This is a genomic window from Thalassospira sp. CH_XMU1458 (assembly GCF_037027205.1).
Taxonomy (GTDB): domain Bacteria; phylum Pseudomonadota; class Alphaproteobacteria; order Rhodospirillales; family Thalassospiraceae; genus Thalassospira; species Thalassospira tepidiphila.
Map to the genome: position 1 here is coordinate 343,238 of NZ_JAYMDW010000001.1, position 12,619 is coordinate 355,856.

Sequence of the window (12,619 nt, forward strand, 5' to 3'; positions counted from 1 at the left end):
GTTGCATCACTTTGACGGGAAACGGGGATCAAGGCAACATATCGTTCAAGGACAAGGTGTTGGCAGATCGCGATGCCTATGCCGGTTCCATGTCGGTATTGACCATCCAGGGCGTGCCGAACTTGTCAGTCACCAGACCAAAGCCCTTTGACCAAAACGTTTCTTCGAACGGCATGATAACTGTGCCACCCACCGCAAGCCCGTCGAAATACGCACGCGCCCTCTCGGCAGTCGGGGCATGAATGGAAATGTTCATGCCTTTCATCGCCTCGAAATGTTCGGATGGGCTGTCAGACGCCATGATGTTCCAGCCATCCCCGACCAAGCAGGCATGGGCCATTTTGTCGGCCATGGCGGGCATTTCTTCGGCCATCGGGGTTTCGCCATAGGACATGGTGATAAGCTCACCCCCCAGAACAGACTGATAAAACTCCATTGCCGGGCGGCAATTACCATCAAAATTCAAATAGCTGATCACTTTCATCGGGGCTTCCTTTGTAAGATTGCGTTGATGGGCACGGCTTATGGCTCAAGCCCGAACTGGGCCTGACAATTTTCAAAATCAAACGGCACGGAAAAATGCTCGTGCGCGATGCGCCATTGGCCGTCGCGCTTTTCAAGCTGAGTGCTTGAGCGCATCCAGCTTGAATGTTCGGTACCATCCGGATCGCGCATGCCACAGCGGATCAGGAAATGCGCAACACCAAGATGGCCTGAGACGCGAATGCTTGGTGTCTGCATCTCGACAATCATTTCCGCGTCCTTGGGCAGGCATTTTTCCCAATGGGCGCGGTAATCGGCGGCGCCATTGAATTGCAGCGGTCCAACCGCGTCATAGGAACAGATATCGGGGTGATAAAGCGCCATGATCGCATCGATATCCTTGTTGCGATTGGCATTCGCCCAATGATCAAACAGATCGGCAATCGCCTGGCGATCCTTGGCTTGTTTTTCTGACATCAGACATATCCTTGCGTTGGTAGTGCGAGGGGTTTGGCTTCATGATTGGTTGGCCTGATCAGCCGTCGGCGACCGCACGCTCAAGTGCCGCGATATCGATCTTTTGCATGGTCATCATCGCGGATGCCGCGCGTGCGGCGATGGCCGGGTTCGGATCGCTCATCAATTCAATCAGACGGGTCGGGGTGATTTGCCAAAACACGCCAAACCGGTCTTTGACCCAGCCGCAATCGCGCGGCTCCCCGCCGTCGGACAGGCAATCCCAGTAATAATCGACCTCTGCCTGATCCTTGCAGTCGACGACGAAGGAAACGGCTTCGGTAAATGTGAAGTCAGACGGAAAGTTAAGCGCGACAAACTGTTGACCGAAAAGTTCAAAGCGGATGGTCAGAATGCTGCCCTCCCGATCGGCGAAGGCAGAACTTCCGCGCATGGTTTCACCGACTTTGGCATCGGCAAACACCGAAACATAGAAATTCACGGCTTCTTCAGCGGTTTGATCAAACCATAAAAAAGGACTGATCTTCTGCATGGGGCATTCTCCTTGCCGGGCAGAATGGGCCTATGGGCAATCACGATCAAAAAGGGCGATTTATCAGCATTTTCTTGTTTTCCCATTTGACAAATACGTTGATATCAACATAATTTATCCATGTCAAAAAAAGATTTCAACCATAGCGATCAGATCGTCCCCTATGCCGATACCATAATGGTAAGGGACTCGTGTCTTTGCCTGCATGTCCGGCGTGCGGCACGTACCGTCGCAAGACGGTTTGATGACGCCTTTCGCCCCCTTGATCTGACCAGCGGACAATATTCACTTTTGATGTCGTTAAACCGGCCACATCCGCCGCACATGAAAGATGTCGCCGACCTTCTGGCGATGGATCGCACCACTTTGACGGCCAATCTCAAACCGCTTGAACGGCGTGGATTGATTGAGATTACACCAGACCCCAAAGACAAGCGCGGCCGCCTGCTGGCTTTGACCAAGGACGGCTTACACCTTCTCAGTCGCGCCTTCCCGATCTGGCAGGAAACCCAGCAACAGCTGGAAAATCAGGTCGCTGACACGGACCCAAAGCAGCTTCTGGCAGCGTTGATCAACCTGTCCCAGGAACCGGGCAACTAAGCCCGGGCTTGGCAAAGCCAAACGGGATTAGCCGATCTTTAGCCGGAATTTTTGAAAGCAGGCCCCGTCATGGGAAACCGTTGCTTCGAACACGGCACCAAGTCGCCTTAACGCGGCGAGTTTGGTGCGGGTTGGCGGTAACAGGAAGGTCACCGACGAAATACGCGGATCAGATCGGGCAAATTCAAGCGCCTTGTGCGTGATTGCTATGCCAAGCCCGAAGCACTCCGGTCGCAGCACCAGCCCGTAATCCCAGTCATCGCCTTCTTTCTGAAACCCGCCCCAGCCGACATAGGTGCCATCATAAAAGATCGCCCAATGCCCCAGGCCATCGCGCTGCCAACAGGCCTTCTTGGCTGCCATGAAACGGGCAACATCATCCTGATCCCACGGACCGTTTAGTAACGGCATATGATCCGCCAGGCGCGGATCGGACATATGGGCAATCAGGGTTTCGGGCGCGATATCGTCAAGCGAACCAAACGAAATCGCATTGGATCGGGTTGTCATCAGGCAAGACCAAAATCAGGCAAAGAAAAAGGCGCAAGAACCATCGGTTCATAGCGCCCTTCATCGGCCTCTTTGTCAATCAAGCCCACCGGCATCGGCCATCACATTTGCGATAGCGGCCTAGTCCGAGGTTTCGTCATCCGTTTCGCGCGGCGGAAGGAATTCCTTGCGGCACGGCACGGCAACCTCATCAACCACGGTCCAGCCGAAATTACGGAACTTGCCGAAACTGGCCTTTTTCATGGTGATGCCGCTTTCCTTGTGCTTGCGCACTTCCTTGGGGTCTTCGCCCTCAATCCGTTCAGCGCGGACCCAGGCGCGTTCACGCATGGCTTTGGTAATTGTCGGTTCGGTCATCGGCTTTTCGCAATTCAATCTTCAAAAGGCGGCGATAGCATGTCTGGCGGCGTTTGTCGCAGGTAATCGAAGGATTTTCTGATCAATCACCATCATGGGGCAGGTGGAAGGTGGTCTCGGTAAAGGATTCACGTTCCGACATGATCGCCATCCAGTCGCGCACCCGCACCGGGATATCAAACCGCCGGTCCGGCCAGCGGAAATCAATGTAATAAAGCGCAATCAGCACCGACCAGGTGCCAAGATGTGGCGCCTCGGTGCGAAGCGCCGGAAGACCATCAAGAATCGCCTCGATGCCAGAAGTAATCGCCTGCGCCTGTCTTTCCATTACGTCTTCGGAACGATCACCGTCTTCGCGTTGGGAGTCGGCATAAAGTCGGGCGGTTGCCGCCATCATGCCATCGGCCAAACCCTGCCATTTAAGCGCGCTTAAGCGGGCTGGGCCGCTTTCGGGGATCACACCCTTTGAAATGCCCTGGGATTTGGCAAGTTGGTCAAGATAATCACAGATCACGGCCGATTCAAAAACCGCCATGCCGTCTTCAAGGATCAGGGTCGGCACTTTGGCAAGCGGGTTATGGGCACGCAGCGCCTCATCCGTCCACGGGTCAATCAGGATCTCGCTGATCTGTTTTTCCAGACCCAACTCACGCAAGACAACGCGCACCTTGCGCGAAAAGGGTGAAGTTGGCGCGTAATAAAGCTGCATCATGATCCAAAGCCCCTTGCCATTGGCACATTTCCGTCGGCTACGCTTCGCGGTCAAACGCGCAAATCCGGCGTCCAGCCAATTCCTTCGAGATGCCAGTTGGCATGCCAGTTGGTGTCTTTACGTAACAGTGTAAGGTAATTTCGCGCCGCACAATAGGTACCTTTGCGTTCCGGCAGCGGTTTTAACTCTGTCGGCCGACCCGGAAGCGGGTTCTCCCCGATCCATGCCAGAAGGCCCAAAACCCTGGCAAAGGTGGGGGGCGGTGCGGTGTGCGAAATGCCCGATGCCACCAGTTGATGGATGGTTTTACCCCGTGTTTCAAAGGTGCCCCGGGTTGCAACATGGATTTCCCCCGAAAGCAGGGTGATCTCATGGTCATGCTCGTTGGCGATTTCTTCGATCAGCTCAAGGAAACGGCACCATTCGCGCCGGTGCCAGCGGCTTTGCCACTGATCGCGCAGGTCATCCTCGTATTTCTGGGCACGCGGGGAAAGATGCAACACCATCTCGATCAACGATAGTCGTGGCCCGATCACCGGCACGCTCGACATCAGAAGAATACGATTGCCATCCGGCACGGTTTTGAGCATCTCGGGCAAATCGCGCCAGCCATGGGCCCCCATCACGTCATTTGGTGTCCGTTCGGATCGCAAATCGGGCGCAACAATACTGACCCCCGGAAAATCGGTGCGCCAGCCAAGGCTTATGCCCTCACGATCCTTGACCATATCGGGCAAATCATCGGGTGTGCAGCCAAGCTGCATCAGGCAAAAGGCCTGTCGTGCGCAGTCAAACATGCCCTTGGCAACGGCACTGCCCTGAAACCACTTCTTGTGGCTGCCCCAGCCATCAAAAATGTCATGGTCATCCCACATCATAAGCGACGGCACGCGCGCCAGCATGTGGCGGATCTGCGGTTGGCCATAAATCGCCAGATAATGATCAAGATAGAATTTCAAAACGGCGTCGCGCATGACATCGGAAAACGCGGTCGCCAACCGTTCGCTTCGCCCGGCCTTGTCCCAGGCAATGATATCCTCGTGGCATTCCCAGACGCCGTCGGCGTAAATCTGATCGCCACCATGCAGCAAAAGCGAGAAGGGCTGTTTTGCGTGTTCTTTGCCCAAATCCGTCCATAACGCATTGCGGTCTTCAAGCGGCCGGTCCAGATCGCCGTCTTCCTGTCCGTTGCACGACACAAACCCGATGCGAAGATCACCCCCAAGATCGGTGCAAACCTCGTATGTTTCGTTTCCGAAACTATATGATGCCGCCCGGTTTGACGGCAATTCAAAATCAAACCGCCAATAGCTTCGGCCAAACAGCGTTGCAAGCTTTGACGGCGCAATGACCTCACGGCCATTTGCCTTCAATTCCGGGATTTCTGCACCATCATCGGCAACCACAAGGGCGGCGATTTTTGCCGTCTTGGCATCAGCACCCCGGGCAAACAGGAACGGCCCGAAAAGATCCTGATCGGTGATTTTTGTCGCCTCGGAGCTGGTCATGCGCTGTTACTACCTGCCAAAATGATGTGAACTTGACCCTTGAAACATACGTTTGATCGCCGCGTTAGTTCCAGCTTAGCGGAACCGGACGGCGACGGCATCGTCAAAGTCACACAAGAGGCCGACATAAAAAAGGCAAGCAGCATGAGGGACTTGTCGCTATCATCAACGGGTTAACCGCAAAAATTGGAGAAACCCAGTGACTGCACAGCGCCCCAAAGCCATTCCCACCGTTCAGGTTGATGACGATGCTGTCAAGGTGACCGAATGGCACTTCCCGCCCGGCTCCGAAACCGGTGATCATGTTCATGGCATGGATTATGTCGTCGTCCCGATGACGACTGGCACCCTGACCATTGTTAATGATGACGGTACAACGTTTCCGTCCGACATGACCGCCGGGAAATCCTATGCCCGCAAGACCGGCGTGTCCCATAACGTGATCAACAACAATGACTTTGCCATCACCTTTGTCGAGGTCGAGGTCAAGGCGCGCTGATCAAAGCCCGCCTCAAGCCCCACAAAAATCACCCAGCAAAAAGGGCAGGTGATCGTCACCTGCCCTTTTTAGCTTCACCGAAATGGGGAGCTCGGCCTAGCCAAGCCGCGTTTCAATCGCATCCCAGATCAGGCTTTCAAGTTTGGAGCCGTCAAACCGGTTGATCTCCTGCAAGCCCGTCGGCGAGGTGACGTTGATTTCCGTCATGTAATCGCCGATGACGTCGATCCCGACAAAGATCAGATCGCGCTTCTTAAGCTCCGGCCCGATGCGATCGCAAATCTCGCGCTCACGCGGGGTCAGCATCGATTTCTCGGCCACACCGCCGACATGCATGTTCGAACGTGCCTCACCCTCGGCCGGAACGCGGTTGATCGCGCCCACCGGTTCTCCATCAACCAGAATGATTCGTTTGTCGCCCTTGCGCACATCAGGCAAATAGGCCTGCACCATCAGCGGTTCACGCGACTGGGCAGCAAACAGTTCCAAAAGCGAATTGAGGTTCTCGTCACCGGGTTTAAGGTGAAACACACCCGCCCCGCCATTGCCAAACAGCGGCTTGACGATGATGTCCTTGAATTCTTCGCGGAATTCCTTGATGCGGGCTGCCGACCGGGTGATCAGGGTCGGTGGCATCAGATCGGGAAATTCGGTGACAAAGATCTTTTCCGGCGCATTGCGGACATGGCCCGGATGGTTGACCACAAAGGTTTCCGGGTGGATCGCCTCAAGCAAATGGCTTGCGGTGATATAGTTCATGTCAAACGGCGGGTCCTGACGCATCAGGATCACATCGGTTTCGCGCGCCAGATCAATCACCCGTGCTTCGCCCAGATCATGGTGGTTGCCATGTTCGTAGCGCAACGTCATCGGGCGGACTTCCGCCTTGATCCGGCCCCGGTCATAGAACATGTCATCGGGATGATAGTGCAAAAGGTCATATCCCCGCGCCTGGGCTTCAAGGCCCATGACAAAGGTCGAATCCCCCTTGATATCGATGCTCTCGATCGGGTCCATCTGGATGGCGACGATACGGCTCATTAAACGTGTTCTCCTGCTTGCCGGTGGTCAAATGACCTGCAATTAAGGCTCAAAACGGCCAATTAAGGTCATTTGCGGGCATGGCTTGACCCGGCTGGCCTTCCCGGCCAAATGATGCGATATGTTACTCGCAGTGAGTGGTTACTATTTGGCACGATTTTTATCATCCGCCATTCACCTTCTGCAATCGCCATGATTGCGATCAACGAATTGTTACGAACACCGGTAAGACACATGACCCGTTTGACCCAAGAACCGAAGACTCGCTGGAAATTGTTTGGCAAGAAAGGCCGCGCCGTTCTTGCGGCAAGTGTCATTGCGTCCGCCATCGGTCTTGGTGCCGTCACCAGTCTGACCCTGTTGCCAAGCACAGCCCACGCGCAAGCAAGCGATCAGATCACGCCTGAGATGATCGAAAAAATCGAAAACTATCTGGCCGGGATCACGACGCTGAAGGCCGAGTTCGTTCAGATTTCATCGGATGGCGGTGCGGCCGAAGGCGATCTTTATATGGAACGCCCGGGCAAGATGCGGTTTGAATATAATCCGCCAGCCCAGATCCTGCTGGTCTCGACCGGTCATGATTTCATCTATTATGACAAGGAAATCAACGCACCGACCTATTTCGACATTGATGAAACCCCGGCCGGGATCATCCTGGCGGAAAACATCTCGCTGACCGACAAGGTCAAGATTGTCGATTATCGTCGCACGGCCGAAACTGTGCGCGTTGAGCTGGTGCGCAAATCCGATCCGGGTGCCGGAAGTGTAACCCTGGTGTTTACGGAAAAGCCGATGCAACTGCGTCAGTGGAGCGTCAAGGACCCGACCGGGGTCGAGACCACGGTCACCCTGTTCAATACCGAAGAGGGCATGCAGCTTGACCCGGAACTGTTCAAATTTGAACGCATCTGGCCAAATCAGCGCAACTAGCCCAAAAAAATTTCCCATCCGATTTTGATGTCTTTGAACCGCCCGTAAACCGGTGCCGGATCAAGAATATTTTCTGATTCAACTGCTTGGCCAAGTAGTGAATGTAATTGTGATTTCGTAACGAAATCACCGCCGATTGGAATCAGCGAAAAGTTTCAAAATTTGTCGGCTTTTTCGGGCCCAAACCCATGGCATGGACGCCCTGTGCTTCCTATATGTGAGTCTGTCACAAGGTTCCCCTAAACGACGGGAACCCGGTGTGAGGAAAAGGTCTCCCCTACCTTTCCTCACGCTCCAGATTATCGGAGCGCTGGCGTCCGGTTCTCCCCCCTGGCCGGACGCCTTTTTTTTGCCTGATGCCTGCGATAGATGTCGCATTCTTGGGAAATCTGCAAAGCCACCCCCTGATTTCACAGGCTGTTAATTTTAATTGCCTACTAAACTGATGCATGATTCCCTTGCGGATATATTCCGCAGACTCGACACATGACAGGACAGGACCAACATCTTCCATGATCAATGACTTTCTGAAATCCGTTGCGCAGTTTTCCGACCCGCGTTTTCGCAAAGTTGTGCTGATCGGTGTTGCCGGTGCGCTGGCAACCATTGTCGGGTTGTGGGTCCTGATCTGGTTCGGCCTGAATTCCATCACCTTCTTCACTGATGGTGGCTGGCTTGAAACCGCCGTGGACTGGCTTCTGGGCATCGGTCTGACCCTTCTTGTGCTGTTGCTGTTTCCCGCCGCCACGGTCCTGATCTCGAGCCTTCTGCTCGATCAGATTGCCGACGCGGTCGAAGACAAGCACTATCCGACCCTGCCCGATACCCGTCCGCAGCCGATTATTGATGCGCTGATCAGCGGTCTTAAATTCGCCCTGACGGCTTTGGCGCTTAACATTTTGATTTTGCCGCTTCTTCTGGCCGGCCCGCTCTATGTCATCGCGTTTTACGGGATGAATGGCTATCTTTTGTCGCGTGAATATTTTGAACTGGTTGCCGCACGCCGCTATGATGCGCGGACGGTTGAGGCCATTCGCAAAAGTCGCCAGAAAAAGCTTTGGATTGCCGGGGTCGGTTTGACCTTCCTGATGACCATTCCCTTGGTCAATCTGGTCGCACCGATCATCGCCACCGCCTTTATGGTCCACTATTCTGTGCGTCTTGGCACCTATGTGCCCGAGACTGCCTGACCGGTAACCGCAAGGCCGATACACCTAGACCAACACCGAAACTGCAACTCTAAGGATCTGGTCATCCCATGTTTGGAAAGAAAAAAGCCAACAAAACAGTCGACAGAAGTGCGACTTCGTCAGATACATCTCGCCTGGATGGATCAGACAAGCTTTCCGGGACGATGACCTCGGCCTCTGATGCTGCATCTGACAAAGCCAGCGAAACCCGCACGTTCGAAAAAACAGAAAAACGAACAGAGCCGCGGCTCTTCACCCAACCGCGCACAAAGGATGAACCGCAAATGTCCAGCAAACCGCACTCCACCAACTTCCGCCCGGAAATCCCGAAGCGCCCGCTTGAAATCCCGACCCGCGGCAGTTCCGGTCGCCCGGGAGGATCGGGTAGCCACTCCTCCGAGGGCAAGAAACTGACAGTTGGTCGCGACATCACGCTTAAAGGTGAAATCGGTTCCTGTGACGTTCTGGTCGTCGAAGGCGTTGTCGAAGCCCAGATCAAGGAATGCTCGCGCCTCGAAGTTTCCGATGGCGGCAGCTTCATCGGTTCTGCCCAGGTGGATGAGGCCGAAATCAGCGGCAAGTTCGAAGGTGAACTGACGGCTGGCCGTGTGGTTGTCGTCCACTCGGCTGAAATCAGCGGCAAAATCACCTATGGTGCGCTTCAGATCGAAAATGGTGCCCGCATCAAGGGCGAGCTGGAATATGTCGAAGGCGCTGACACCGGTATAAGCCGCGGCGGCAGCACCGGCGCAATCACCATCCCGCGCAAATCTGACGATTCCTGATTTTTAGCGCGCATGATTGCCCTGACCCAAACATCACCCCGAACAGACGTCACCCGTCCATTCGGGGTGATTTTGCTTCTGGCGCTCATTGCCATGGGTCTATCGGCCTGTGGCGGCGGGTCGTCAGTGCCACCGGGTTCGACAAACACCAATTACGGCGAGCTCAATACCAAGGGCAACGTCACCACGACCCAGCCCGAATCCCGCAGGCGGCCTGAAAATTCAAAATCACGCACCACCACGGCCGCCATCCCGTTCAAGCCGGTGCCCAACGCATCGCTCAAGGGGCTGTCAGAACCGGAAGTCGAAGCCAAAATCGGCGAACCGGAAATGATCCGCGGCGAAGGTGACATCCGCGTCTGGCAATACAGATCCGATCAATGTTCGTTTGATGCCTTCTTTGCCCCGGCAACCGAAGGCGCGCCTCGTGAACTCCGTCACATGCTGGCGCGAATGCGGCGCGGAAATCAGCCGATCACGGTTCAGGATTGTTTGGATCAGGTGGTCAAAAAGAATCTCGCACGCGGCTGACACCTGCCGATCAATTTTAGTGGTGTGACAACGGTTTACCGGTAATCCCGTCAAGAAGGGCATCACCAGCCATGGCTGGCGTCCGGCGCCATCCACAGAATAATTTGTAAAATTTGCCTGTTGGCACCCGGTTGGACGCATTCCTTGGTTTAATCTTTACCTTTTGGCGGCAATCTCGGAAAACGAACCTCATAAATTTGCCATATCCTTTGGATTTTATGCGTCCTAACGTGGTCCGGTCGGACCGATCCCGAAACTTCAGACACGATACGCGACCTCATGAAAAAACACGCCCATCGTCTCGTCAGAAATTCGTTTGCCGCCGCTTTTGGCGCGGTTGCCTGTCTGCTTGCGCTTGGTTTTGCGACCAATGTGGCACAGGCCCAGAACTCCCCGCAGCTGATTGATGTTTACGGCAAGTGGGAAGCCTACACCTATTCCGAGGATGGCCAGAAAGTCTGCTATATGGGCAGCCAGCCGACCTCGGCCAAAGGCGACTACACCCAGCGTGGCAAAATCTATGTCATGGTCACCCATCGCCCGGCACTCAAGCTGCTTAATGAAGTCAGCTTCATTACCGGCTATACCTACAAATCGGGCAGCGAGGTTGATCTTCGAATCGATTCCAAAAGTTTCAAGCTGTTCACCCATGATGACTCCGCCTGGGCGGTAAACAGCGAAGAAGACCGCAAACTGGTCAGCGCGATGAAAGCCGGATCGACCATGGTTGTGGTTGGCTATTCGTCACGCGATACCAAGACCACCGATACCTATTCGCTGTCGGGCTTTACCAACGCCTATAACGCGATTTCAAAGGCTTGCAACACCAAGCCGGTCAACTGATCCTAGCTGATCAAACCGGTTGGTGGGGCCGTCACAGCCTGCTTTGCAACCGTGATTGCAATGCTGTGATAGCTGCAATGTGAAATTTATCGTTTCTAAATCGACCCGGCCCCGCTATATGCGGGGCCAAGCATTTTTGCATCATTTCTGGTATAGTCCCGCTGACGCCAGAACAAGACGGCCAAAAAGCTGTCTGGCAAACCCACACTACGCAAAAGAGAGAGCCCGGGATGACCGACGTCCTGACCGAAAACGCACCCCTGACCGATGCCCCTGCCAAGCAGGATGGGCCGTCGCTGTCCGACTTCGTTTCGCGCGCCGCCAATGGGCAGGCTGCCGACGGGCGTCGTGATCTGGTCGGCATCACCCGCGAAGAACTGACCGAACTCATGGCTGGCATGGGCGAAAGCAAGTTCCGCGTCAAACAGCTTTGGAACTGGATCTATAACCGCGGTGTTACCGACATCGAGGACATGACCAACATTTCCAAAAAGCTGCGCGATCGCCTGGCGCAGGATTTCTATGTCGGGCGTCCGGTTTTGACAGCCGATCAGAAAAGTACTGACGACACCCACAAATGGCTGATGAAGTTCCATGACGGCAACGAGGCCGAGACGGTCTATATCCCTGATCGCAACGAAGATCGCGGTGCTGTCTGCATTTCATCGCAGGTGGGTTGCACGCTGACCTGCAAATTCTGCCACACCGGTACCCAGCTTCTGGTGCGTAACCTGACCCCGGGCGAAATCGTCAGCCAGTTCATGGTCGCGCGCGACAGCTACGGCGAATGGCCGACCCCGGCCAATGGCATCCGTCGCCTGTCAAACATCGTCATGATGGGCATGGGCGAGCCGCTGTTTAACTATGAAAACGTTCGCGATGCCCTGCGCATTGCCATGGACGGCGAAGGTATTTCGATCTCGCGCCGCCGCATTACGCTTTCGACCTCGGGCGTGGTGCCGGAAATCGTGCGCTGTGGCGAAGACCTTGGCGTTGGTCTGGCGATCTCGCTGCATGCGCCTGATGATGATCTGCGCAACGAAATCATGCCGATCAACAAGAAATACCCGCTAAAAGAACTGATGGATGCGTGCCGGAACTATCCGGGCATGTCGAACGCCCGTCCGATCACCATGGAATATGTCATGCTGAAAGGCGTGAACGACAAACCCGAACATGCGCGTGCGCTGGCCAAACTGGTCAAAGGCGTTCACTGCAAGTTCAACCTGATCCCGTTCAACAAATGGCCGGGTTCGGATTACGAATGCACGCCGACCAACGATATCAAGAAGTTCGCGCAAATCCTGCTTGATAACGGCTACGAAGCGCCGATCCGCTGGCCGCGCGGCCGCGATATTCTGGCCGCCTGTGGTCAGCTCAAATCCGAAAGCCAGCGCCAGCGCAAATCACGCGTTGGCAGCACCGGTGACGCAGGTGGTTGCGGCAAATCGGATGCCGGCAATGAAGGCATCGTTGCCGCCCAGTAAGCCTGACACCAACAACGACCCAAAATCGATCAACACCGGATGGCCTTGCTGTCCGGTGTTTTTCTTTGCGCTGTCCCTGTTTCAGGTCGCTGCGCCGAAATATCCCAAAAACCGTGATTTAGATCGTCGGT

At 54.9% G+C, this 12,619-nt stretch carries 16 protein-coding genes; 8 read left to right on the forward strand and 8 right to left on the reverse strand.

The annotated features are described in order from the left end of the window. Positions 1-76: 76 nt before the first annotated feature. From WBY09_RS01595 to WBY09_RS01605, 3 genes are read right to left on the reverse strand one after another with little or no spacing between them, the layout of a single operon-like run. Positions 77-484: a VOC family protein gene (locus tag WBY09_RS01595; protein ID WP_336231841.1), complete on the reverse strand. Its 408-nt coding sequence runs from the start codon at positions 482-484 to the stop codon at positions 77-79. A gap of 38 nt (positions 485-522) precedes the next feature. Beyond that, the gene (locus WBY09_RS01600; RefSeq protein ID WP_336231842.1) at positions 523-960 is read right to left on the reverse strand and encodes a YybH family protein; all 438 of its coding nucleotides are present in this window, start codon (positions 958-960) and stop codon (positions 523-525) included. Between the two features lie 58 nt (positions 961-1,018). After that, on the reverse strand, positions 1,019-1,492 hold the full coding sequence (locus WBY09_RS01605) for a VOC family protein (protein ID WP_336231843.1): 474 nt from the start codon (positions 1,490-1,492) through the stop codon (positions 1,019-1,021). Positions 1,493-1,612: 120 nt separating this feature from the next. Between WBY09_RS01605 and WBY09_RS01610 the strand changes: the two genes are divergently transcribed. Next, positions 1,613-2,092: a MarR family winged helix-turn-helix transcriptional regulator gene (locus tag WBY09_RS01610; protein WP_336231844.1), complete on the forward strand. Its 480-nt coding sequence runs from the start codon at positions 1,613-1,615 to the stop codon at positions 2,090-2,092. A gap of 27 nt (positions 2,093-2,119) precedes the next feature. Here the strand turns inward: WBY09_RS01610 and WBY09_RS01615 are convergent, their stop codons facing one another. The 4 genes from WBY09_RS01615 to WBY09_RS01630 all read right to left on the reverse strand — a co-directional run bounded on the left by WBY09_RS01615 (position 2,120) and on the right by WBY09_RS01630 (position 5,179). Further along, complete coding sequence (locus tag WBY09_RS01615; RefSeq protein ID WP_336231845.1) at positions 2,120-2,602, reverse strand: GNAT family N-acetyltransferase; 483 nt, start codon at positions 2,600-2,602, stop codon at positions 2,120-2,122. Between the two features lie 120 nt (positions 2,603-2,722). Next, positions 2,723-2,959 (reverse strand): hypothetical protein, encoded by a 237-nt coding sequence (locus WBY09_RS01620; RefSeq protein WP_008888791.1) that lies wholly within the window; start codon positions 2,957-2,959, stop codon positions 2,723-2,725. An 82-nt stretch (positions 2,960-3,041) separates the two neighbouring features. Further along, positions 3,042-3,671, reverse strand: a complete 630-nt coding sequence (locus WBY09_RS01625; RefSeq protein WP_287456019.1) for a glutathione S-transferase N-terminal domain-containing protein — start codon at positions 3,669-3,671, stop codon at positions 3,042-3,044. Positions 3,672-3,721: 50 nt separating this feature from the next. After that, the gene (locus WBY09_RS01630; protein WP_336231846.1) at positions 3,722-5,179 is read right to left on the reverse strand and encodes an alkaline phosphatase D family protein; all 1,458 of its coding nucleotides are present in this window, start codon (positions 5,177-5,179) and stop codon (positions 3,722-3,724) included. A gap of 199 nt (positions 5,180-5,378) precedes the next feature. On the opposite strand from WBY09_RS01630, the gene WBY09_RS01635 reads away from it, so the two are divergent. After that, positions 5,379-5,678 carry a cupin domain-containing protein gene (locus tag WBY09_RS01635; RefSeq protein ID WP_008888786.1) on the forward strand — a complete coding sequence of 100 codons (300 nt, stop codon included), beginning with the start codon at positions 5,379-5,381 and terminating at the stop codon, positions 5,676-5,678. Between the two features lie 96 nt (positions 5,679-5,774). Here the strand turns inward: WBY09_RS01635 and gshB are convergent, their stop codons facing one another. Further along, positions 5,775-6,719 carry a glutathione synthase gene (gene gshB, locus WBY09_RS01640; protein WP_008888785.1) on the reverse strand — a complete coding sequence of 315 codons (945 nt, stop codon included), beginning with the start codon at positions 6,717-6,719 and terminating at the stop codon, positions 5,775-5,777. Positions 6,720-6,953: 234 nt separating this feature from the next. Here gshB and WBY09_RS01645 point away from each other — a divergent pair, with 234 nt between their 5' ends. From WBY09_RS01645 to rlmN, 6 genes are all read left to right on the forward strand, one after another. Next, on the forward strand, positions 6,954-7,652 hold the full coding sequence (locus tag WBY09_RS01645; RefSeq protein ID WP_197146336.1) for a LolA family protein: 699 nt from the start codon (positions 6,954-6,956) through the stop codon (positions 7,650-7,652). Positions 7,653-8,164: 512 nt separating this feature from the next. Beyond that, the gene (locus WBY09_RS01650) at positions 8,165-8,842 is read left to right on the forward strand and encodes an EI24 domain-containing protein (protein ID WP_008888783.1); all 678 of its coding nucleotides are present in this window, start codon (positions 8,165-8,167) and stop codon (positions 8,840-8,842) included. A gap of 284 nt (positions 8,843-9,126) precedes the next feature. Then, complete coding sequence (locus tag WBY09_RS01655) at positions 9,127-9,627, forward strand: bactofilin family protein (RefSeq protein WP_246878909.1); 501 nt, start codon at positions 9,127-9,129, stop codon at positions 9,625-9,627. A 12-nt stretch (positions 9,628-9,639) separates the two neighbouring features. After that, positions 9,640-10,158 carry a hypothetical protein gene (locus WBY09_RS01660; protein ID WP_336231847.1) on the forward strand — a complete coding sequence of 173 codons (519 nt, stop codon included), beginning with the start codon at positions 9,640-9,642 and terminating at the stop codon, positions 10,156-10,158. A gap of 279 nt (positions 10,159-10,437) precedes the next feature. Next, positions 10,438-11,001 carry an invasion associated locus B family protein gene (locus WBY09_RS01665; protein WP_008888780.1) on the forward strand — a complete coding sequence of 188 codons (564 nt, stop codon included), beginning with the start codon at positions 10,438-10,440 and terminating at the stop codon, positions 10,999-11,001. Between the two features lie 230 nt (positions 11,002-11,231). Further along, the gene (gene rlmN, locus WBY09_RS01670) at positions 11,232-12,488 is read left to right on the forward strand and encodes a 23S rRNA (adenine(2503)-C(2))-methyltransferase RlmN (protein ID WP_336231848.1); all 1,257 of its coding nucleotides are present in this window, start codon (positions 11,232-11,234) and stop codon (positions 12,486-12,488) included. Positions 12,489-12,619 lie beyond the last annotated feature (131 nt).

Excerpts from the sequence above, each read along its gene's own strand:
- WBY09_RS01595 (WP_336231841.1), bottom strand. The coding sequence starts at position 484 with ATGAAAGTGATCAGCTATTTGAATTTTGATGGTAATTGCCGCCCGGCA.
- WBY09_RS01600 (WP_336231842.1), bottom strand. The coding sequence starts at position 960 with ATGTCAGAAAAACAAGCCAAGGATCGCCAGGCGATTGCCGATCTGTTT.
- WBY09_RS01605 (WP_336231843.1), bottom strand. The coding sequence starts at position 1,492 with ATGCAGAAGATCAGTCCTTTTTTATGGTTTGATCAAACCGCTGAAGAA.
- WBY09_RS01610 (WP_336231844.1), top strand. The coding sequence starts at position 1,613 with ATGTCAAAAAAAGATTTCAACCATAGCGATCAGATCGTCCCCTATGCC.
- WBY09_RS01615 (WP_336231845.1), bottom strand. The coding sequence starts at position 2,602 with ATGACAACCCGATCCAATGCGATTTCGTTTGGTTCGCTTGACGATATC.
- WBY09_RS01620 (WP_008888791.1), bottom strand. The coding sequence starts at position 2,959 with ATGACCGAACCGACAATTACCAAAGCCATGCGTGAACGCGCCTGGGTC.
- WBY09_RS01625 (WP_287456019.1), bottom strand. The coding sequence starts at position 3,671 with ATGATGCAGCTTTATTACGCGCCAACTTCACCCTTTTCGCGCAAGGTG.
- WBY09_RS01630 (WP_336231846.1), bottom strand. The coding sequence starts at position 5,179 with ATGACCAGCTCCGAGGCGACAAAAATCACCGATCAGGATCTTTTCGGG.
- gshB (WP_008888785.1), bottom strand. The coding sequence starts at position 6,719 with ATGAGCCGTATCGTCGCCATCCAGATGGACCCGATCGAGAGCATCGAT.
- WBY09_RS01645 (WP_197146336.1), top strand. The coding sequence starts at position 6,954 with ATGACCCGTTTGACCCAAGAACCGAAGACTCGCTGGAAATTGTTTGGC.
- WBY09_RS01650 (WP_008888783.1), top strand. The coding sequence starts at position 8,165 with ATGATCAATGACTTTCTGAAATCCGTTGCGCAGTTTTCCGACCCGCGT.
- WBY09_RS01655 (WP_246878909.1), top strand. The coding sequence starts at position 9,127 with ATGTCCAGCAAACCGCACTCCACCAACTTCCGCCCGGAAATCCCGAAG.
- WBY09_RS01660 (WP_336231847.1), top strand. The coding sequence starts at position 9,640 with ATGATTGCCCTGACCCAAACATCACCCCGAACAGACGTCACCCGTCCA.
- WBY09_RS01665 (WP_008888780.1), top strand. The coding sequence starts at position 10,438 with ATGAAAAAACACGCCCATCGTCTCGTCAGAAATTCGTTTGCCGCCGCT.
- rlmN (WP_336231848.1), top strand. The coding sequence starts at position 11,232 with ATGACCGACGTCCTGACCGAAAACGCACCCCTGACCGATGCCCCTGCC.